The organism is Xenorhabdus sp. NBAII XenSa04, from assembly GCF_963866145.1.
GTDB lineage: Bacteria > Pseudomonadota > Gammaproteobacteria > Enterobacterales > Enterobacteriaceae > Xenorhabdus > Xenorhabdus indica.
The window spans coordinates 1-22,393 of sequence record NZ_CAWMEB010000401.1; the positions used below are offsets into that span (position 1 = coordinate 1).

At 39.8% G+C, this 22,393-nt stretch carries 15 protein-coding genes; 7 read left to right on the top strand and 8 right to left on the bottom strand.

Annotated elements, in window-relative coordinates; all coding sequences use genetic code 11:
• From AAC147_RS13780 to pntA, 3 genes are all read right to left on the bottom strand, one after another.
• Positions 1 to 1,140: condensation domain-containing protein (locus AAC147_RS13780; RefSeq protein ID WP_047682068.1), on the bottom strand; the 1,140-nt coding region annotated here is incomplete at its 3' end.
• A 545-nt stretch (positions 1,141 to 1,685) separates the two neighbouring features.
• On the bottom strand, positions 1,686 to 3,074 hold the full coding sequence (gene pntB / locus AAC147_RS13785; RefSeq protein WP_047682070.1) for a Re/Si-specific NAD(P)(+) transhydrogenase subunit beta: 1,389 nt from the start codon (positions 3,072 to 3,074) through the stop codon (positions 1,686 to 1,688).
• Between the two features lie 10 nt (positions 3,075 to 3,084).
• Positions 3,085 to 4,614: a Re/Si-specific NAD(P)(+) transhydrogenase subunit alpha gene (gene pntA, locus AAC147_RS13790; RefSeq protein ID WP_047682072.1), complete on the bottom strand. Its 1,530-nt coding sequence runs from the start codon at positions 4,612 to 4,614 to the stop codon at positions 3,085 to 3,087.
• A 413-nt stretch (positions 4,615 to 5,027) separates the two neighbouring features.
• On the opposite strand from pntA, the gene ydgH reads away from it, so the two are divergent.
• The 6 genes from ydgH (at position 5,028) to AAC147_RS13820 (ending at position 13,698) form a co-directional block, all read left to right on the top strand.
• A complete protein-coding gene (ydgH, locus tag AAC147_RS13795) occupies positions 5,028 to 5,981 on the top strand; it encodes a DUF1471 family protein YdgH (protein WP_047682074.1) in 954 nt (317 codons plus the stop codon).
• 478 nt (positions 5,982 to 6,459) lie between these two features.
• Positions 6,460 to 7,851 carry a basic amino acid/polyamine antiporter gene (locus AAC147_RS13800; protein ID WP_047682076.1) on the top strand — a complete coding sequence of 464 codons (1,392 nt, stop codon included), beginning with the start codon at positions 6,460 to 6,462 and terminating at the stop codon, positions 7,849 to 7,851.
• An 849-nt stretch (positions 7,852 to 8,700) separates the two neighbouring features.
• Positions 8,701 to 9,240, top strand: a complete 540-nt coding sequence (locus AAC147_RS13805) for a fimbrial protein (protein ID WP_047682079.1) — start codon at positions 8,701 to 8,703, stop codon at positions 9,238 to 9,240.
• Positions 9,241 to 9,355: 115 nt separating this feature from the next.
• Positions 9,356 to 10,042, top strand: coding sequence for a fimbrial biogenesis chaperone (locus AAC147_RS13810; RefSeq protein WP_052189556.1), 687 nt, complete (start codon positions 9,356 to 9,358; stop codon positions 10,040 to 10,042).
• Positions 10,043 to 10,082: 40 nt separating this feature from the next.
• On the top strand, positions 10,083 to 12,623 hold the full coding sequence (locus AAC147_RS13815; protein ID WP_047682082.1) for a fimbria/pilus outer membrane usher protein: 2,541 nt from the start codon (positions 10,083 to 10,085) through the stop codon (positions 12,621 to 12,623).
• Between the two features lie 49 nt (positions 12,624 to 12,672).
• The gene (locus AAC147_RS13820) at positions 12,673 to 13,698 is read left to right on the top strand and encodes a fimbrial protein (RefSeq protein WP_047682085.1); all 1,026 of its coding nucleotides are present in this window, start codon (positions 12,673 to 12,675) and stop codon (positions 13,696 to 13,698) included.
• Between the two features lie 61 nt (positions 13,699 to 13,759).
• Here AAC147_RS13820 and hrpA read toward each other — a convergent pair whose 3' ends face one another.
• The gene (hrpA, locus tag AAC147_RS13825; RefSeq protein ID WP_047682253.1) at positions 13,760 to 17,665 is read right to left on the bottom strand and encodes an ATP-dependent RNA helicase HrpA; all 3,906 of its coding nucleotides are present in this window, start codon (positions 17,663 to 17,665) and stop codon (positions 13,760 to 13,762) included.
• 241 nt (positions 17,666 to 17,906) lie between these two features.
• Between hrpA and AAC147_RS13830 the strand changes: the two genes are divergently transcribed.
• A complete protein-coding gene (locus AAC147_RS13830) occupies positions 17,907 to 18,545 on the top strand; it encodes an FMN-dependent NADH-azoreductase (protein WP_047682088.1) in 639 nt (212 codons plus the stop codon).
• A gap of 35 nt (positions 18,546 to 18,580) precedes the next feature.
• Here the strand turns inward: AAC147_RS13830 and AAC147_RS13835 are convergent, their stop codons facing one another.
• The 4 genes from AAC147_RS13835 to AAC147_RS13850 all read right to left on the bottom strand — a co-directional run bounded on the left by AAC147_RS13835 (position 18,581) and on the right by AAC147_RS13850 (position 22,129).
• The gene (locus AAC147_RS13835) at positions 18,581 to 18,901 is read right to left on the bottom strand and encodes a YdbL family protein (RefSeq protein ID WP_047682090.1); all 321 of its coding nucleotides are present in this window, start codon (positions 18,899 to 18,901) and stop codon (positions 18,581 to 18,583) included.
• 11 nt (positions 18,902 to 18,912) lie between these two features.
• Positions 18,913 to 19,077 carry a YnbE family lipoprotein gene (locus AAC147_RS13840; protein WP_231571425.1) on the bottom strand — a complete coding sequence of 55 codons (165 nt, stop codon included), beginning with the start codon at positions 19,075 to 19,077 and terminating at the stop codon, positions 18,913 to 18,915.
• A 124-nt stretch (positions 19,078 to 19,201) separates the two neighbouring features.
• Entirely contained in the window at positions 19,202 to 19,513 is a 312-nt protein-coding gene (locus AAC147_RS13845) for a GXWXG domain-containing protein (protein WP_052189558.1), read from the bottom strand.
• A 174-nt stretch (positions 19,514 to 19,687) separates the two neighbouring features.
• A complete protein-coding gene (locus AAC147_RS13850; protein ID WP_231571427.1) occupies positions 19,688 to 22,129 on the bottom strand; it encodes a YdbH family protein in 2,442 nt (813 codons plus the stop codon).
• Positions 22,130 to 22,393 lie beyond the last annotated feature (264 nt).

Here is a 22,393-nt window from a genome sequence, read left to right on the forward strand (position 1 = left end):
CTGACCGGATAAATCCGTTCTGATCACCAGAGAATTAACAAAAAAACCAATCAGAGGCTCAATATCACGGTGTACTCTCCCTGCAAGGGGGGTTCCGACCAGAATGTCTTTTTCATTACTGTAACGGCTTAATAATACAGCAAAAGCTGTCTCCAGAAACATGAATAGAGTGACTACATGTTGGTGACATAATGCTCTGATTTCTTGAGTCAAATCCTTTGAAATACGTTGTTCCTTAAGTTTCCCTTCGAAACTCTGTTTCTCCGGTCGTGGACTATCCAATGGAAAACGGTGAAATGGAGAAATACCTGATAACTGGTTTTGCCAATAATCCAGTTGTTTTTTCAGAATATCACCTTGCAGCCAATTTCGTTGCCATTGAGCATAATCGGTGTATTGAATTTTAAGTGGCGGTAATGGGGCTATTTCCCCTTGATTATGAGCGCGATATAACGTGATAAGTTCATTGATAAAGATTTCTATTGACCAGCTATCGCAGGCAATATGGTGAATGGTATAGATAATGACATAATCATTTTCAGCCAGCTTAATCAACCGAATACGCAACATCAAGTCAGTGCTGAGGTTAAAAACCAAATTATCTTCTTCTTTACTCAGTTGTTTAACTTCATTTTTCTGCTCAGCTTCAGACAATGCCGTTAGATCATGCAGCTTAATGGGTAAATCATAGGAATTTGCTACAACCTGTCGTGGCTCATTATCAATAATTTTAAAATGAGTACGTAATGCTTCATGGCGTTCAAGTAATGCTTTTACCGCGGTTTTAAATGCATTGAGGTTGAGTGATTCACGTAATCTCAAATAACCGGGACAATTATATTGGGGACTCCCTTCGGTCAGTTGGTCGATAAACCACAAACGTTGCTGAGCAAATGAGAGTGGATAATGTTCTGCATTGCCATCACGTTGAATATTCTGTAACTGATGTGTTTGAATTTCTTCTTTTGAATCGATTTGGCTCAGGAAGTCGATTAACTCTTGTTTATGGTGTTTCCATACACGGAGCAATTCTGCTGGAATACTATCGCGGCTAGTTTCGTATTGTAAACGGTTATCAGCAACAAATAGAGTGATTCCCTGATTTAAAGCTTCATTGACAATTTGCGCTGCATTTTTCATATATAACACCTTTTACATAAAAATAATTTTCAGGCACGTTTCAGTCATCTTTCGAAAAAAGATTGATTAATAATTTTCTTTATCATTTTTTGAAATGGGTAAGTTATGTTTTTATGTAATTATAAATCCGATGCATTAACATATACCGTGCAATAGATATTTTTTGAAATATTGAATTAGACAGGTAAGAAGGGAAATTAATTTTAACATTATTCAAGTGATTCTTCATGATATTTAAAATGGTAAAATGAAAAAATTAATAGCCATGTTAGCATATGAATATCGAAAATCCTTAACGGTATTGTTTGATTTAGTTATCAAAACAATGAAAAAACATAAAGTTTTTTTAATGGTTGCATAATATAAAATTCACATCAAAACTAATAATATTCAGAGGAAAATATAACAATTAAGTTTTAACTTCGCTATCTATATAAATTTTAATTTAATTAAATAATCAAATATAAAAATACTATTTTTAAACAAAAAAAGAGCTTCGATTTTTATACGAAGCTCTCAAATTTAACTCGATTAAATATATTCAATCATAGTGCACGTAAAATTGCTTCAACACTTGTTTTGGCATCACCAAATAGCATTTGTGTATTCTCTTTAAAGAATAATGGGTTTTGCACACCTGCATATCCGGTATTCATAGATCGTTTAAAAACAATCACATTTTGCGCTTTCCAAACTTCTAATACAGGCATTCCAGCTATCGGGCTGTTTGGATCTTCCTGTGCCGCAGGATTTACTGTGTCATTGGCACCAATAACCAAAACTGTATCTGTTTCAGAAAAGTCATCGTTAATTTCTTCCATTTCTAAAACAATATCGTAAGGCACTTTAGCTTCAGCCAGTAATACGTTCATATGACCAGGCAAGCGCCCTGCCACTGGATGGATACCAAAACGTACGTTGATTCCTCTTTCACGCAATTTTGCTGTAATGTCATGTACCGGATATTGTGCCTGAGCAACAGCCATTCCATAACCTGGAGTAATAATAACCGAAGTAGAATTCTTCAATAGTTCAGCGACATCTTCTGCGGCTGCTTCACGATATTCTCCCATATCCTGATCATCGTCCGCTGAGACACCATCACTACCGAAACCACCGGCAATAACACTAATAAAGGAACGGTTCATCGCCTTGCACATGATATAAGAGAGGATCGCACCAGAAGAACCCACTAAAGCACCAGTCACAATCAGTAAGTCATTACTCAACATGAAACCTGCCGCAGCGGCCGCCCATCCCGAATATGAGTTCAGCATGGAAATAACAACCGGCATGTCTGCCCCGCCGATGGATGCCACCAAATGCCAACCAAAAGCTAATGCGATTACCGTCATGGTGAGCATGGTGAAAACCTGTAAACCGACGCTTTCTGTTTTGATAAAGCTAATCATCAACACAAAAGAGACAACCAAAGCAGCCAGATTAAGTTTATGGCGATGTGGCAACATCAATGGCTTGGATGAAATTTTTCCGCGTAATTTACCAAATGCCACAACCGAACCTGTGAAGGTCACAGCCCCAATAAAGATCCCAAGGAAAACTTCTGTCAGATGAATATTTTCCATAATGGCATCAGCAAAAATATCGTGGGCCATAAAGCTATTGAACCCAACCAGAACAGCAGCCAAACCAACAAAACTATGCAAAATGGCGACTAATTCCGGCATTTCAGTCATCTCTACTTTTTTAGCAAGACGAGTTCCAATGACTGCTCCAATAATCATTGCCAGAACAATCCAGCCAACGTTACCTGTATCCGGCCCTAATATGGTTGCAATCAGGGCAATTGCCATCCCGGTTATGCCAAAGAGATTACCTCGCCTGGAACTTTCATGGCGAGAAAGTCCTGCAAGACTGAAAATGAATAAGATCGCAGCAACAATATATGCCGCAGTGACTACTCCATTCGACATGAGTTACCCCTTATCCTTTACGAAACATTTTTAGCATACGCTGTGTCACAGTGAACCCGCCAAAAATATTGATACTGGCAATCAACACTGCAATGAAAGAGAAGAAACTCACCCATCCACCTTCGCCTATTTGTAATACCGCTCCGACCACAATGATCCCGGAAATGGCATTAGTGACAGACATTAATGGAGTATGTAATGAATGGCTGACATTCCAGACAACGTAATATCCAACCACGCAAGACAGAGCGAATACGGTAAAGTGGGACAGAAACTCTTTCGGAGCAACATTTGCTAACCAACCAAAAAGGATAATGGCCAATGCCAGTAACCCATATTTCAACCACGGAGATTTAGGTGCTTCCGTCGGTTTAATGGCTTTCTTGGTAACATCAGGTTTGGAAGGTTGAGCTGAGACCTGAATTGGTGGCGCAGGCCAGGTAAGCTCTCCTTCTTTAATAACAGTGACACCACGAATAACAATATCATCGAAATCAATGACAATTTCCCCATTTTTCTCTTTGCACAGTAATTTCATCAGGTTAACTAAGTTGGTGCTGTATAATTGTGATGATTGGGTAGGTAAACGGCTAGGTAAATCAGTATAACCAATGATCTTGACACCATTATCTGTCACAACAAGTTTATCGGTTTCTGTAAGTTCACAGTTTCCGCCATTTTGTGCAGCCAGATCGACAATCACACTCCCCCGCTTCATTGATTCTACCATTTCTCTGGTAATCAGTTTTGGTGCAGGTTTACCCGGAATCAAAGCGGTTGTAACAATAATATCAACTTCTTTTGCCTGAGCGGCGAACAGTTCCATTTCAGCCTTAATAAAGGCTTCTGACATCACTTTTGCATAACCATCCCCACTTCCTGCTTCCTCTTTGAAACTTAATTCCAAAAATTCAGCGCCCATACTTTGAACCTGTTCCTTAACTTCCGGACGAGTATCAAAAGCACGGACAATCGCACCGAGACTACCTGCCGCTCCGATAGCAGCAAGGCCAGCAACACCAGCACCAATAATCATAACTTTAGCGGGTGGTACTTTACCGGCAGCAGTAATCTGGCCAGTAAAGAAACGGCCAAATTCATGAGCGGCTTCAACAATGGCCCGATAACCAGCAATATTTGCCATTGAACTCAGGGCATCTAATGATTGGGCGCGGGAGATACGTGGGACGGCATCCATTGCCAGAACAGTTATTTTGCGTTTTGCTAGTTTTTCCATTAATTCAGGATGTTGTGCTGGCCAGATAAAACTGATTAATGTTGCGCCTTCCTTCATTAATCTAATTTCTTTATCTTCCGGAGCATTTATTTTAAAAATAATGTCTGATTGCCAAACTTCATGATGTTCTGCAATATCAGCCCCCGCTTTTTGATAAGCAACATCATCAAAACTGGCAAGAGACCCTGCTCCTGTTTCAACTGTTACATTAAATCCTAACTTCCGTAATTGCTCCACTGTTGATGGTGTTGCAGCAACGCGAGCTTCATTGGGAAATTGCTCTTTTGGTACACCAATATACATAATGTTTCCTTCTTTAAGGATAAAATATTGCTGATTATTACCTGTTGAAGCCAATTTAACGATTAGATTGTTTTTATTACTACTATCAGTAAAACCTATCAATGAGATTTATCAACAAAAATACCAAATGATAACAAATGAAATAATACCATTAAGGTAACATAAGGATTCTGAAAGACAATATTTCTGAAAATAAAATAACCTTCAATGTAATCGATGATTGTTTTTATATAAATGACTATTTTCATTAAAATTCTTGGCGTCATGTGCCAAAAACAGATAAGCAGTTATTTAAATAGAATAAATTCTTGCGACAATTGGCATTAATACATGTAATAATTACGATCTATGTGATACAGAACAATGTTCAGCACGTTATAAATATTTTAATGCGCAAGGCGAAAGGATTTTTTATGAAGCTGAAGACCACGATCATCGCAACTGTGATGTTCTCATTAACAACAATTACCGCAGCACATGCAGCAAAAGAATTAACACCAGAGCAAGCTGCTGAATTTAAGCCATTTAAACGAATCGCAGTCACCGGACGTTTTAATGCAATTTATGAAGCAGCCGATGCAGTTTCCCGTCAGGCTGAGAAAAAAGGTGCTGATAGTTTCTATATTCAGAGTTTAGACGATTTCAATGGAAGTGGTAATTTACGTGTTGTTGCTGATTTATATCATAAAGATGCAGAAAAAGTAGACAAAACCACTCACTATCGCATCTATCGTGGGATCAAAGAATTACCTAAAACCGAAGCTGTCACTCTGGAACCTTTCGATACGATAACAGTAAATGGTTATTTTCCAACTGATCCTGATCTAAAAGAAGCTCTTGCTAAAGCAGCTAAAAAGAAAAATGCGGCCTCTTTCTTTATCGTTCGCGATATTGCCCCAAACAATGGTGGTAATCAAGTAGTTACAGCCTACATCTATAAAGAAGATGCACCGAAACGCCAAGTGCAATCTGATAAGGCAGTGATCCCGGCCGATTCCGATGCAGGCCGTCAGTCTTTAGCACAAGGTGGGGAAGCTGCTGAGAAAGTTGAAATTCCAGGTGTTGCCTCGTCAACATCAACCAGTCATGTTATCGGTCGTTTTTTTGAGACCCAGTCATCAAAAGGCGGACGTTACACTGTAACCTTGCCTAACGGAACAAAAATTGAAGAATTGAATAAAGCATCTGCGGCTCAGATGGTGCCTTTTGATTCCATCACTTTCTCTGGCTATTACACAACTGCACCTGAAGTGTCTTATCAGGTCGCTAAACGTGCAGCAGAAAAAGGAGCAAAATATTACCATATTACGAGAGAATGGCAGTCTAATGGTGGTAACGTTACCATTAGCGCAGATTTATTTAAATAATCAATTTCTTTCTCAAGTCAATTTATGAAAGAGGCACACATTATTAAGTGTGCTTCTTTTTCTTCTATAGATCGCTTTTATCATATCCATAAAATTCATTATTTAACATTCATTTACACAATTTTCATAACTGTTTATTATTTGATTCACAAAGGTAAATTCAAGTCTATATCATTAAAAATGTTTATATTATAAACACTGGTTTGTTTCTTAAGAGCATAGAGAAGAACAGAAAAGTCATTTGTAATTTATTTAGAGGAAAATATATTTTTATGCATAATTTTTATATTTTTTTGCATAGTCACCCATTGCATACAACCCCTTCACTCCGTAGAATCACCCTGTTTTTTAGTTTTAACTACTGAATATTTCTGCATTCCGTAGCATGGATGCAATAAATGTCCAATATGTGTTCGATATTCAGAATAAATATTCTGGCTAATCGTGTTGATTTTATCTTACTTTTAGGAACGTATCTTTGGAAAAGAAATTAGGCCTTACGTCTCTAACAGCTCTCGTACTCAGTTCTATGGTTGGAGCGGGTGTATTCAGCTTGCCACAAAATATGGCATACGCAGGTAGCCCAGCGGCATTAATGCTTGGTTGGGGGATCACAGGTATAGGTATTCTCTTTTTAGCTACGTCTTTACTCTTACTCTCTCGCCTCCGCCCTGATTTAGACGGTGGTATCTTTACTTATGCTAAAGAAGGGTTTGGTGAATTAGTTGGCTTTTGTTCTGCATGGGGATATTGGTTCTGCGCTATTATTGCCAATGTTTCTTATCTGGTGATCGTCTTTGCGGCGTTAAGTTTTTTTACTGATACCGAACATTCCGTGATTTTCGGTGATGGAAATACTTGGCAAGCGTTGATTGGTGAATCGATTTTACTTTGGTTCGTTCACTGGCTTGTGCTCAGAGGAGTACAAACGGCGGCAGGTGTCAATCAATTGGCCACAATGGCAAAGCTGTTACCTCTAGGAATGTTTATCGTTTTGGCTGTCATCGCTTTCAAGATAGACGTATTTACATTCGATTTCACCGGTATTGAGATGGGTGTCCCCGTTTGGCAGCAAGTCAAAGATACCATGCTGATAACCTTATGGGTGTTCATTGGTGTTGAAGGTGCCGTCGTGGTTTCTGGCAGAGCCAAAAAACGTAAAGATATTGGTATTGCAACTATACTGGCTGTTGTTTCAGCATTAGGTGTTTACGTGCTTGTTACCCTACTCTCATTGGGATTAGCTACCAGACCTGAATTAGCTGCAATGCGTAACCCTTCTATGGCAAATTTGATGGTAGGGTTAATTGGCTCAGCGGGTGAAGTGATTATTGTTGCTGGTTTAATCGTTTCCGTCTGTGGTGCTTATCTGAGCTGGACAATAATGGCAGCAGAAGTTCCTTTTATTGCTTCCCTGCATGGCTCATTTCCAAAGGAATTCAGTAAACAAAATGATAAAAAAGCACCTGCATCCTCGTTGTGGATCACAAACGGGGCCATTCAGCTTGCATTGGTCTTGATTTGGTTAAGTGGCAGTAATTACAACACATTGCTTTCTATCGCATCAGAAATGATACTTGTCCCTTACTTTTTGGTTGGTGCGTTTTTAGTAAAAGTAGCATTTGAGCGTAGTAATCGAGTTTTATTGTTCATCGCTATCGGTGCTTGTAGCTATGGTTTATGGTTACTTTATGCTTCAGGTTTAATGCATCTGCTGCTTTCTGTTATATTGTATGCCCCTGGATTATTGGTTTTCCTATATGCAAGGAAGCAAAACCAGGGGTGTAATGGCCTAAATATGTTAGAAAAATCTGCGATTGCTATTTTATTACTGACAACGATTCCCTCTACATGGTTATTGATTCATTAGAGCCTATTCTTTGCATTCATTAACTATTTATTAGTCTAAATCACCTATCTGCCAAGATCATGGAGAGAAGTTTGCTTCTCTCCTACTCTTTTCTCCTGCTTCTTTCAAGCCTTTCTTCGTTTTTTGAAATGTTATCCTGCTGAGCTTTTTTGTTTGGTTAATGAGTGTTTTTTTTAAATAAGTATGTTGTAACTAATATGGATTTTTAAGATCAAAAAACATTCTATACATAAATATTTATTCTGTTTTATTGTTACAGGATTTTTTTAAGTCCCCATTATACAAATTATTCTATGTCAGTTATTATTGGCTATGAGTTAATTTATGTTAATTATATTAACTGGTGATTCTAAAAAGGCTGGTTTTATCATCTAACGAATGTAAAATACTTGGCATTAACTCCATGAATTGGATATTAATCACAAATAAATAATATTTAGTAAAATATATAGTAAAAATATAAAATCACAAAAATAAACACTTTTATCCTCATATTTATTCCCTCAGATTTTCTCCAATTAATAATTAATCTTATAAAACAGAATAAAAATTTATTTACGATTAAAAAACATTCTATTTTATGAATTACAACGCTATTAATGGAACGTTATTAGAGCAAAACTCCAAATATTGCGCTTTGTTGAGTTATTATTTTGATCTTTACTTATTGATCGCTACTATATTCTTCGAAATATCTGTCAGATAGAAAATATTAATATCATTTTTTATCATTTTTCAGGTATCAACTGAGACTACTCATTTGCTGTATTATAATTGTACGGCTTTAATGTTAATTTAATCAGCTATATCCCTGTTGTATTACTACACCAGGGATGGGATATATTAAAAATGAAAACCAAGTTAATTATTTCATCCTTATTTGTTTCATCTGTATTTATGTCTTTGGCACATGCCGCAAATGGTAATATTCAAGATGGAGAAATCAGATTCACAGGAAAAATTATTGCCGATGCATGTAAAATTGATTCAACCTCTAAAAATCAAACTGTAAATATGGGAACAATCAGTACAAATTCATTTAGTGGGGTCAATAGCACGGCAGCCGCGACACACTTCAGCATTAAGTTGACTGACTGCCCAAAAACCAATCAATATGCAAGTGTTAAATTTGATGGTCAACTTGATAATATTAATAATACACTTTTAGCATTAGACAATTCAAAGCCTGGAGCCGCTGACGGGATTGCTGTTGGTATTTATGAACAAAATAGCAATACGCCAATTCCTATGGCAAAGACTTCATCTAAAAAAATTATTGAAAATCAAACGGTTGAAATGAATTTCATTGCTAAGTATGTTGCAACCAAACAAACGATTATTCCTGGTACTGGTAATGCGATAGCTAATTTCACTATCGTTTACAACTAAAATATATAGCAAGAATACCTGATAAAAACACTATTGCCATTTACTATAACCAGTGAGTGGTAATAGTGGGATTAATATATAATCATAAAAAATAATATTACCCGGAGTATCTATTTTGAAATACTTTCGTATTTTGATTCTTATTATCATCTACATATTCAGCGCTAATGTTTCTTTTGCTGGTGTCGTTATTGGTGGCACTCGTGTTGTCTATAACAGTGATCGAAAAGAAGCTTCAATTTCTATCAGTAATCCAGAAACAGATGTTTCTTATCTTATTCAATCATGGGTTCAGGGAGAAAATGATGAAACTAAAGTACCTTTCATTATCACTCCCCCACTCTTTAAATTAACGGCAGGAAATGAAACTGTATTACGAATTGTAAAAACCGGAGATAATTTACCCAACGACAGAGAATCTCTTTTCTGGCTCAATATTAAATCTATTCCCGCAATAGTAAAATCTGAACAAAATCAGTTACAAATCACAGTAAAATCAAGATTTAAGCTATTTCATCGCCCTGCTGATTTAGCCGACAACGCAAGTATTGCTTATAAGGCACTGAAGTTCAAAGTTGATGGCCGTCAACTGACAGCCAAAAACCCGACACCATACTATGTTTCGTTTTCTTATTTAAGTATTGGAAATAGTTCAAAAAGCCATGAAATACAACCTGCTGGCATGATCACTCCTTTTGGTCAGTTAAGCTGGGATATTCCTATTAAGAATATCAATCATGTTTCCTGGAAAACCATCAACGATTTTGGTGGGGTAACGCCAGAAGAAAAATATACATTTTGAGCATAACTTTCATACAATCTATCAAGATTAGAAAATGATTATGGATAACAGCGGTCATTATCTTCAATATAATATTTCTGATAATTTGGTGTTATTTATTAAACCAATTAAGGTGTTTTTATGTGCATTAGCAACTATATGGCTTTTGGTTTCCAATGAGGTTTATAGCGAAGAATATTTCAATATCAATGCGCTGGAGAGCCTCTCTGGTCTCCCGGAAGATATTGATCTATCTATTTTCATTCAAGATGATCAACAACCACCGGGCCGCTATTGGGTTGATATTTATCTGAATCGCGAAAAGATAGATACTGGAAATGTTGATTTCGTTATCGTAAATAATAAGTTATCACCCAAAATTAGACTTAAACAATTCAAAGAGATGGGCGTAGATATTGATTTATTCCCATCTTTGTCGGCTTTACCACCAGAAACTGAAATTACAGATATTGGTCAGTATATTTCTGCTGCATCATCTTCTTTCGATTTCAACAAGCAACGGTTGGATATCAGCATCCCCCAGGCAGTTCTGCTTAATAAGGCGAGAGATTATGTTCCTTCTCATCTGTGGCAACAAGGATTAACGTCTTTACAAGTTAATTATAGCTATAGTGGCTCAATTAACTGGCTGGATGGTCAGCCCGGATCAACCCGCAATAACTTTCTCAACCTCAGAAGTGGTGCTAACTGGGATGCCTGGCGTTTACGAAATTATTCCACTTACAGCAGCCAAAACAATAAGTGGCAAAGTCTGAGCACTTACCTGCAACGTGATATTCATTCCTTAAAAAGCCAACTAATATTTGGTGACAGTTATACACCTTCACCCATTTTCGATGGGTTTCAGTTTCGTGGTATGCAATTAGTTTCAGATGACAATATGCTACCTGATAGTCTCAGAGGATTTGCACCAACAATACGAGGAATTGCCCAAAGTCATGCTCAAGTAACCATCAAGCAAAATGGTTATATTATCTACGAAACTTATGTTTCTCCCGGCCCTTTTATTATTAATGACTTATACCCAACAACTTCCAGTGGTAATTTAGAGGTTATTGTCAAAGAAGCTGACGGGAAAGAGCATCGTTCTGTACAGCCTTTTTCGGCTGTGCCTGTTATGTTACGAGAAAATAGTCTGCGTCATTCTCTGACATTCGGGAAATATCATTCACCCACTCACCGTGGTAAGGAACCATACTTTATGCAAGGTACGGTCACTTACGGGGTTTCCAATAATATCACTGTATATGGTGGAACAATTCTCTCAAAAAAATATCATTCTATTGCATTGGGCACAGGTTATAGTCTCTCTGATTGGGGTTCATTTTCTTTTGATGTGACTCACGCAAGGTCAGAACTCAACCCAAATATTTACTCATCTGGGCAATCATATCGGTTTCAATATGCAAAAGATCTTACCCAAACAGGTACTAATTTCACTTTAGCGGGCTATCGTTACTCAACGCATGATTTTTATGATTTTAAAGAAGCCAATGAGTTTAATATTACCAGCAATAATAGTTACACCCCCAATAAACGCAGTAAACTGCAATTGTATATCAATCAATCTTTAGGAGACTTAGGCGGTATTTATTTATCTGCTTTTCAACAAAATTATTGGTCACAAAAAGGTCATGAAAGAAATATCAGTGCAGGTTATAGTACCAGCCACAATTCCATCAATTACACATTGAATTACACATACAGCAAGCTACCAAGCACTAATCATAATGATCAGATTTTATCACTCAACATACAAATTCCTCTTGAGCGTTGGCTGAAAAATAGTTGGGCAAGTTATAGCCTGACCAATAGCAGAAAAAGAGAAACATCTCATCAGATCAGCTTAAATGGTACAGCGCTGGAAGATAACAATCTGACTTATAGTCTTCAGCAAAACTACACTAACCATAACGGGAGTACTGGTGGGAATATAAGCACAGAATACAAAGGTGCTTACGGTCAGCTTAATGCGGGTTATAACTATGATAAGCAATCCAGACAATTAAATTATGGTTTAAATGGTGGAATAGTTGCTCATCCTTATGGCATCACTTTCTCTCAATCATTGGGAGATACATTAGTGTTAGTGCGAGCCAATGGTGCTAAAGGCGTTAAGGTTCAGAATTACACAGGTATCGCAACTGACTGGAAAGGTTATGCCATTGTTCCTTATGCCAGTAGTTATCGTAAAAACCGTATCTCTTTAGATACTTACTCAATGGGAGATAACGTTGATATCGATATCAGTACGCAAACTATCGTCCCTACCCAAGGTGCACTGACTTTAGCTAATTTCCAGACCCGCATTGGTTATCGTGTGTTACTAATGCTTTCTCACAAAGGCAAAGAGATCCCATTTGGAGCAACAGCCACATTAGTGCAAAAAAATGAGTCAGATGAACCCAATAGCACCATTGTCAGTAATGATGGTCAAGCGTACCTCAGCGGAATTCCTAAGTCTGGGCAGATATGGGTGAAATGGGGCCACAAAGATGCTCAAGAATGCCGTGTTGATTATCAGCTCCCGGAGAAAACACCAGAATCTGGCCTGTACATGCTGAACGCCGCCTGTGAATAACAGAAATTGAGCATTTATTTGATATTCTTACATATTATGGAAACGAGTTATGGTTAATGGCTTAAAATTATTATTGGCGAACATATTTATCATCGGCATGATGAGCAGTTTTGCCAGCGAGGCCAATTATGAGAGCTATGATTGTCGATATTCGCCGGGTTTTCATTCTGGCACAACGCGAGTCTCTTTTGGCTCTCAAATAATCATACCCAAAAATCATCCTATTGGGACAACGATAAAGGAAATCCGTTTAGATCAATTGGATACAAAAGGTCATGTCGTTTATTGCAATAGATTAGTTCCTGCATCATGGGATAAACCCGATTTTGCTCCTGCACATTATAATAATGATGCAATTTATGAATCCGGTGTACCGGGTGTTGGAATCCGTATCAATAATTGGGGGCCGACTAATTATGGTATTGATTGGTTTCCTCGAAAATCAACTACCCCATTCACCTGTTCTCCTCCTCCCCGGTGGCCTGACTACAAATATTATTGTGGTCAAACATGGGGGTATTTGACGGTTCAATTAATCAAAATTGCACCCACTACGGGTTCAGGGATAATTGAAGGACGGATCCTAACCAGAGCCAGATTTGGGTACGGCAGTGGCAGTATTGTTCATTCTTTTTATTTAGCAGAAACACGTGTTGTTACTCCGACTCCGAGTTGTTCCCTCGCTCGTAAAACGACGCTAGTCAATATGGGAGAAATCAGAGCGAGTGAGTTTCGTGGTATCAATAGTACCGCAGGGACAAAAGATTTCCGCTTAGAATTTAGCTGTGATCCAAACGCCAAAGTCAACATAATATTGGATGGACGCCCGGCCAAAAGTGGCATCAATAATATCTGGGCATTGGATTATGGTAGTGACAACGTCACAGCAACGGGGATTGGTCTGCAAATTTTATTTTATAATCAGCTATTAGAGATACGTAAACCAATTAAAGCAAATGCTGAATACGTCACACACTTTTCATTTCCACTGCGAGCACGCTACATTCAGACTCACCCACGGATCACACCTGGAAAAGCAGATGTAACAACAACAATTACGTTGACTTACGAATAAATAAGAAGTTAGAAATGGGGCTATAGCGCCTTAACAATCAAAACGCTAAGCCCCAAAAATATTATGCAGCAATACTTTCCATTGCTTGCAAAATACGCTTATCAGATACCGGATACGCTGTACCCAATTGTTGAGCAAACAGACTGATGCGCAGTTCTTCGATCATCCAGCGTACTTCTTTCACTTCTGGCAATTGCTTCTGCTGGACAGAAAGTTTCGCTAACCACTGCTGCCATTGTTGCTGGATATTTTCAATCCGGCTCATGTGTGCCCTATCCTTATTTGGATCAATCGCCAGTTTTTCCAACCGACGTTCGATACCATTCAGGTAACGCAGAACATCCGCCAGACGTTTCCAACCGTGGGCTGTGACAAATCCTTTAAAGACCAAACCGGAAATTTGTTCTTTAATATCGGATAAAGCCAGTGCCAGAGCGATATCGACTCGCCCTTTCAAACGCTTATTAATAGCAAAAACCGTCGTCAAGATCTGTTCTACCTGTTTGGCAATTTCAACCACTGTGTCATTCAAATCGGCGCGAACTTTATTTTGTAAACTTGCAAACGCCTGTTCATTCCATGCCGGCCCGCCATTTTCTGCAATTAATCTGTCCACACCACAGGAAATACAGTCATCAATCAAATCCAACACTTTTCCATACGGGTTGAAATAGAGACCAAGTTTGGATTTATTCGGTAACTTTTCGTGCAGGTATTTAATCGGTGAGGGAATATTCAATAACAGTAATCGACGAGTTCCCTCCCACATAGCATTTTGCTGTTCAGATTCCGTTTCAAACAATTTAATACCAATACTGTCTTTTTCATCTACCACCGCAGGAAATGCTTTCACGGAATAACCACCACGTTTCTGCTCATAGCGTTCAGGCAGATCACCAAAGCTCCAGATATGTAGCCCGCTTTGTTCGATACCATCATCTGCTACCGCCGAAAGTGTTTCCTGTACTTTATCTTTCAGTTTCAGCTTCAATACCGAAAGATCTTTTCCTTCCGCCAGAGTCTTATTTTTTTCACCAATAATACGGAAAGTCATTTTCAAATGGTCAGGAACCTGCTCCGGTTGCCACTCATCACGTGACACCGTCACGCCTGTCATGCGACGAAGTTCTTTCTCAAGACTATCCAGCAAGGTCGCCTGTGGCTGCGTTACTCGCTCCAAAAATGCCTGCGCATAATTAGGTGCGGGGACAAAATTACGCCGGGTTGGCTTCGGCAGCGATTTAATCAACGCCACAACCAACTCACGGCGAATTCCTGGAATTTGCCAGTCAAAACGTTCATCCCTGACCTGATTTAATACCGGTAACGGAATATGTACAGTGACACCATCCGCATCGGTTCCCGGTTCAAATTGATATGTTAAGCGGAATTTCAAATTGTCCTGATGCCAGTAATTTGGATAATCCAACGCACTGATTTTATTGGCATCGCCTTTAATCAACATGCTCTTTTCAAAATTGAGCAGTTCCGGCTGATCTTTACTTACCGTTGTCCACCAGCGATCGAAATGGCGGGAAGAAACTACGTCTTTGCCAATTCTTTGATCGTAAAAACTAAATAAAGTCTCATCGTCCACCATAATATCCCGGCGACGAGATTTATGTTCCAGCTCTTCAACTTCTTCACGTAACTTGAGATTAGCACGGAAGAACGAATGACGCGTCTGCCAATCCCCTTCCACCAGCGCATGGCGGATAAACAATTCACGGCACAACATCGGATCAATCTGGCTGTAATTGACCAAACGACCAGTCACAATCGGTAAACCATATAATGTCACTTTTTCCGATGCCATGACCGCACCTTGAGATTTCTGCCAGTGCGGTTCACTATAGTGACGTTTGATTAAATGCGCCGCCAGAGGCTCTATCCATTCCGGTTCAATGCGCGCAGCAATACGTCCCCAAAGCCGACTGGTTTCTACCAATTCAGCGACCATCGCCCACTTAGGCGGTTTTTTAAATAATCCAGAGCCGGGAAATACAGAGAACCGGGCATTACGGGCACCAGTATATTCCTGTTTTTCCACATCTTTCTGACCTATGTGAGATAACAACCCTGTCAATAACGCAACATGAATGCTGCGATAATCCGCTTCCTGGCTATTGACTGGAATACCGATCTCTTTAACGACCTGCCGGAGCTGAGTGTAAACATCCTGCCACTCTCTGACCCGCAGATAATTCAGGTAATCCTGACGACAAAGTTTGCGAAATTGGGAACTGGAAAGTGCTTTTTGCTGTTCTGCCAGAAAATCCCACAATTTTAGAAAAGCAATAAAGTCAGAGTCCTTATCGGCAAAACGACGATGTTTTTCATCCGAAGCCTGCTGTTTTTCCAGAGGCCTTTCCCGCGGATCCTGAATGGATAATGCTGAAGTAATCACCATCACTTCTCGCACACAACCATGAGCTCTTGCTTCCAATACCATGCGAGCCAGACGAGGATCGATAGGCAATTGTGCAAGCTGTCGTCCTATTTGTGTCAGCCGGTAAATCCCGCCAGATGAGGTTTCCGTATCAATGGCACCAAGTTCTTCCAACAAACGGACACCATCCTGGATATTACGTTTATCCGGTGCTTCAACAAATGGAAAAGCACTGACATCGCCTAAGCCAATCGAAGTCATTTGCAAAATAACCGATGCCAGATTGGTACGCAGAATTTCAGGATCGGTAAACTCCGGGCGGGATAAGTAATCTTCTTCTGAATAGAGTCGAATACAGATCCCATCAGAAACACGACCGCAGCGGCCTTTACGTTGATTCGCTGATGCTTGTGAAATTGGCTCTATCGGCAAACGTTGAACTTTAGTCCGATAGCTATAACGACTAATACGTGCATACCCGGTATCAATGACATATTTTATTCCAGGGACAGTCAATGAGGTTTCTGCAACGTTAGTTGCCAGTATAATGCGCCGCCCAACATGTGGTTGGAAGATCCGGTTCTGCTCGCTATTGGACAGACGGGCAAACAGCGGCAATACTTCAGTATGTGAAAAATTCTGTTTATTGAGTGCATCCGCAGTATCGCGGATTTCCCGTTCTCCACTCATAAAGACCAAAATATCACCAGAACTTTCCCGGCTTAACTCATTTACCGCATCAATAATAGCTTCCAGCTGATCCCGATCACTGTCATTATCATCACCTGCCATCGGACGGTAACGGATTTCCACCGGATAAGTACGGCCTGACACTTCAATAATCGGAGCACTATTGAAATGGCGGGAGAATCGCTCAGGATCGATAGTCGCGGAGGTAATAATGACTTTCAGATCAGGGCGTTTTGGCAATAACTGACGCAGATAACCTAATATAAAATCAATGTTCAGACTACGTTCATGTGCTTCATCAATAATCAACGTATCGTATTGTAATAGCAAACGATCCTGCTGCAATTCGGCCAGCAAAATACCGTCAGTCATCAATTTGACCAACGTATTGTCACTAACCTGATCATTAAAGCGAACTTTGTAACCCACTGTTGAACCCAGTGGTGTTTCCAGTTCATCTGCAATACGACTGGCAACCGAACGAGCTGCTAAACGACGAGGCTGTGTGTGACCAATCAGCCCTTTAACCCCTCTGCCCAATTCAAGACATATTTTCGGGATCTGAGTGGTTTTACCAGAGCCTGTTTCCCCCGCAATGATGACAACCTGGTTATCCCTGATTGCTTTATAGATATCGTTTTTCTTCCGGCTGACAGGCAGGTTTTCAGGGTATTTAATCGGAGGACATGCAGTTTGACGATTGGTAACTTTTTGTTTTGCTGCGACAATATCCGCAGTAATAGATTGCGCTACAGCCTGTAAGGAGGCTTGATTTTTTATTTTTGCTGCTCCTTGCAGCCGTTTTTTTAAACGGAACTGATCGCGCAACGGTGTGTGCTCAAGTTCGGCATATAATTCAGCAATGGGTGCTGTCAAAGGTGATTCCACTGTGATAAATCCTTGTGACATTCTGAGTTGAGTCGCGCTGTCTTTATTTCTTAACACCGCTTTTAGTTATGTTATTACATATTCGGCTGACAAATCTATTGTTCAATAATTTTGAACGCCAATCTCGAAATATTGAGCTATTGTCTGAATGATAACCTCACTAAAATAGCTAACACATAGAAACAATCGGCAATGTATTAGTGGCAATACATTAGTTACTGGTGTTATGAAGGAATTAAAAATGAGCAACGTACTGGTTCTGAAATCCAGCATTATGGCGCAAAATTCACAAAGCAACAAAATGGCTGACTCTTTTGTCAAAGCGTGGCAGGCCAATCATCCAAATAGTCATATTAGCATACGTGATCTGGCTGCAAATCCGCTTCCAGTATTGGATAGCGAATTAGTTGGTGCGTTACGTCCAAATGGTGCTGAGCTGACAGAGCGCCAGAAAGCAGCATTAGCCTTATCAGATGAACTAATCGCAGAATTAAAAGCGCATGATATTGTTGTAATTACAGCCCCCATGTACAACTTCTCTATTCCAACTCAATTAAAAACCTATTTCGATTTGATTGCGCGTGCTGGTGTTACTTTCCGTTATACCGAAACAGGCCCAGAAGGTTTGCTACAAGGAAAACGTGTCATTGTGCTGAGTAGCCGTGGTGGTATTCATAAAAACAGCCCATCCGACTTGATAACCCCATACTTAAGTGTTTTCTTCGGATTTATTGGTATTACTGATGTGGAATTTGTGTTTACCGAAGGCCTGGCTATGGGTGAAGAGTTGGCAAATCAGGCACATCAGAATGCCCGCGATGCGATAACTGAGATAGTCGAAAAAATGACAAAGAAACAACCAGAAAAAATCGTTGCTTAATCAGGCTTAGCGCGTCAGACAAACCAATGGCGCGCTTATTTCTTCACCCAATTACCATTAATACCAAGCACAAACTCCCCGGCCTCTGCACGATTGACTAATTTTTCACCCGCTATTTTTGCCACCTGATCCGTTGTCATATTGTTCTGAGCGGCAATCTCAGCATATCTTTTTTCCCGCTCGCTATTGATTTTTCTGACCACGGATAGTGCATCCTGAGAATGCTTGACCGCTGCCAGATAACCGCTAAATGTTTCTCCTACCAGACCTTGCTGTTTTGCTTCATTTAGCGTCATACCCATTGCAAAAGAGCTGAATAGCAGGCTTAACAAAAGTATTACTCCCGTTTTTTTCATATTCTCACTCCTTAGAATAAATCAGAATTATTTTTGAGCATATCTTCAATTTGCCGATCAACTTTGATATGAATTTCATGCTCAATTTTGACATTCATATTGATATTGATAGGTTTATCTGGAGTTGCCACTTCCAACCTGATACACCCTGCCAGGCCTGAACAGAGCAATACCATACCACTAATAACTATCGAAAATCTGAGTCCACTCTTTGTTATCATTTATCACTCCCGTTTTACATTAGCAGTTAACCCCGTCTGTTGACGAGGTTACAAAAATAAATGGAAACGACTTATTTTTTTATTTCTCTTCAGTGAATTCAACCGGAAAGTCGGATAGTCTCTCAAGATAGAAATAATAGTATTTCCCATCATCATTAAAACAAACCAGCGGAATTGCATCGAATTTGCTTTTAAACCATTTACCAAACCAATTCATTTTGATCAAGGATCCATGACCCCAGTGGCCTGTGTTGAAGTCTCCACCTTTCCATTTGCTTAATATTTCATCAATTCGCACCACAGGGAGTGAATCAAAAAAATGAAGCAATTCGTTTGCATCTTCAATTTTTTCTCTGGAACGGAGTTCATCGAAAATCTGTTTGATGTTCATATTTAACCTCATGAGTAAAAGGAGTTTTAACTGATCGTAGTCATCATTCCGTTGCTCATAAAATCAGGCGGTTCCATCAATTAAAGATCCCTAATATTCTCATCATCGTCTTCTCGGTCATTGATTTGTTCAATGACCGAGTGTTTGGTTTAGAGGTTTAATAAATGAATAATGTTAACTACCTACAAATATATTTTTTTCTAACCATTCTTCCAGATTACTGCCAAAGCGCAGACTGCGCCATAACTGGAATATATTCTCTTCATGGCGATAATTAAGTCTGACTTCTCGTTTTTTATCCACAACTGGATTAACCCCACTGATTTCTGATTGCAGTAGCAAAATACCCAGGTTATCAAGTGTCACATATGCCTTAGAACGACTAATTTCTAAATAACGCAACCAATCCATCGCCAAACCCGCAGTTAAGTCATTTTTCCCTATAGAATCAACCGTGTCCTTGTCCAGTCTTAATGTCAGATCGCCATCGTTGGCTACCCATCCTTGCTGAATAATCCACTGTTTATCATTTAATAGCACTGGCAATTCACCGCTAATTTTCCCTGACATGGCAAGTTGTTTAACTTTTAATACGTCGAATAATTTACTCACACTCAACTTGTTAAAGTTCAATACAGCGGCCTGTTTTTGGGGCAGTTGCAACTTATTTAACCTAAGCTTGCCATCCAACATATCAATATTCACATTAGACAAGGTTAGCGGCTGTATTTCAGTCGGAGGATAGAAACCTTGTAAATCCGCTGATACGTTACCCATATCAAACAACCCCTTAACAGCCTTTATCCTGAGCTTAACAGATGACGTTACACCTAATTGCCAAGTGTGTTCCTGTAAACGCCACGGTAACACAAAGTCCACCCCATCAACGTTTCCATTCCTCAGCCACATAGCCGCATTTTTTACTACCCAGTGCCCTCCGGCACGTAATCCTTGCCCTCTGGCCGCCGAAAATGCCGCTTGTGCATAGATATTCCCACCACGCACAGTGATCCCTAAATCAGCAGGGATCAAAGTTTGAAACGCCAGCAAAGATTGTTTCGGCCAACGTGCTTCTCCCCTTAACCTCGTACCATCCCAACGGCCATTAACGGGAATTGGCCCAATCCCCTTTCCGTGCCATTGACCGTTTAGCCTAAAATTATGGGGTGATTGGCCAGTCAAGGTTACCCGGAATTCAACAGGAGGCAAAAAACCACCGGAACGAAAATCCGTTCTCAACGTCGAAAATTGCAGATCTCCCATCAATGCAGGTTTGGTGGACGAACGTTCCCATACCAACGGTTTCACCAACTGTAAACGCGGAGCCTTCATCTGCACAAGGCCATAGTCGATAGTATCAAACCCTGTATTTAGTGCATTTACGGTTATCTGTGATTGTTTCCAGCTTCCTTTACCTGAAATATCCCATTTCGCCTTTAGTGGCGGTAAATCCCCATTTCCCCAATAGTGCCAATTCCAGTTTCCATTATCGGGTATAAAATCTTCGGCATAACCATCAAAATGCAGCCTGAAAGTTCCCCAATCACTCTCTTTTGCTGTGACTATCGCCTGTAAACGGCCAGTGAAACCATTACGGCTTAAATAAACACCTGCCAAAGGTAAGCGGGCTTCCTTAACAGTAAAATTTTCACTGACTTTTCCCCAGATCCGGAATAGTGATCCGGGCTGGAATGTAATTTTAGGTGTAGCCAGTGAACCTGTAACAATTGCCGGTAACGACATCGTCATGATCATTTTCCCTCTGTTCATTTGCCCGGTTAACTGAAGAGGAATATGAGCATTCGTTAAGCTGATTGGTGTCGGTTTTATGGAAAGAACAACATTCCCCTTACCAAATTTATTCTGAGTGAGCAGATTCATTCTCCCGCTCACCTTCATACCATTAAATCCTTTCTTCCACTGTTCGAGGGTAAGATTCACTCCGCCGGATAACGGTTGTGCCTCAGTGATCCAACGCCATTTACCATTGCGGATCACAAATTGAGATTGATTGAATGACCATGGCAATTCAGCCCATATCTGTGGTTCATTTTTCTCATGTACATTGAGTTGGGTAACTGTGAATTTCCCATTCTGCCCTTGCCATTCCAACGCGATCAGCAAAGGTTCAGAATACTGGCTGACAGGTAACTGCACGGCTATCCGATGTCCCTGAAGTGATGAGTCGAATTTGAGCTTTCCGGCAAATTCCTGCCATGGTGCAGGAACAAAATGATCAATGACCAATTTAATCGCCGGAATAGAAGACAATATTTCATTAACAGATATAGATAGTGGCGCAGACTGTGTCTTTGTCGCGGGTAGTTGTGATAAACATGGGCTCTGACTATAAACTTCAGCAATATGTATATCCCAATAGCGCTCTGCGCCCTGCTCATTATGCGAGTATCCGGCAGACAAACCGGATATCTTGAGCAATTCACATTCTTGTATCTTCAACGATAACTGATTAATAAATAATATATTCTTTTCCAACGTTGGTTGAGTTAACGAAAGAGTCATCCCCTGTGGTAACCAATGACTGGCAATCAGTGGCAGCCAACGCGGAAGTGTGAACCAACCAATCAACACTGATAACACCAGCAGTATTATCATCACTGCGAACACTTTTAATATCCTGGTCATCTGTTCTTGAACTCTTCTTTTCAACCTGAACACAACTTCCTGTTATGATAGTCTCATATCAGACTAGTAAGTCGGTTTATTATACAGGTTAGGTATCATAGCTTAACAAGTGCTTTGTTCGAGTATAGCGAGAGATAGCGCTAAAAACCTATCTCAGCAGATGCCATTATTGCCAGCAGTTAACATTTGTGTTTAGCAGACATAAATAGTTAACACATAGCAAAGTGAATTCAA

Coding starts and splice junctions, on each gene's coding strand:
- pntB (WP_047682070.1), bottom strand. CDS start 3,074: ATGTCGAATGGAGTAGTCACTGCGGCATATATTGTTGCTGCGATCTTA.
- pntA (WP_047682072.1), bottom strand. CDS start 4,614: ATGTATATTGGTGTACCAAAAGAGCAATTTCCCAATGAAGCTCGCGTT.
- ydgH (WP_047682074.1), top strand. CDS start 5,028: ATGAAGCTGAAGACCACGATCATCGCAACTGTGATGTTCTCATTAACA.
- AAC147_RS13805 (WP_047682079.1), top strand. CDS start 8,701: ATGAAAACCAAGTTAATTATTTCATCCTTATTTGTTTCATCTGTATTT.
- AAC147_RS13815 (WP_047682082.1), top strand. CDS start 10,083: ATGGATAACAGCGGTCATTATCTTCAATATAATATTTCTGATAATTTG.
- AAC147_RS13820 (WP_047682085.1), top strand. CDS start 12,673: ATGGTTAATGGCTTAAAATTATTATTGGCGAACATATTTATCATCGGC.
- AAC147_RS13830 (WP_047682088.1), top strand. CDS start 17,907: ATGAGCAACGTACTGGTTCTGAAATCCAGCATTATGGCGCAAAATTCA.
- AAC147_RS13835 (WP_047682090.1), bottom strand. CDS start 18,901: ATGAAAAAAACGGGAGTAATACTTTTGTTAAGCCTGCTATTCAGCTCT.
- AAC147_RS13840 (WP_231571425.1), bottom strand. CDS start 19,077: ATGGTATTGCTCTGTTCAGGCCTGGCAGGGTGTATCAGGTTGGAAGTG.
- AAC147_RS13845 (WP_052189558.1), bottom strand. CDS start 19,513: ATGAACATCAAACAGATTTTCGATGAACTCCGTTCCAGAGAAAAAATT.
- AAC147_RS13850 (WP_231571427.1), bottom strand. CDS start 22,129: ATGATAATACTGCTGGTGTTATCAGTGTTGATTGGTTGGTTCACACTT.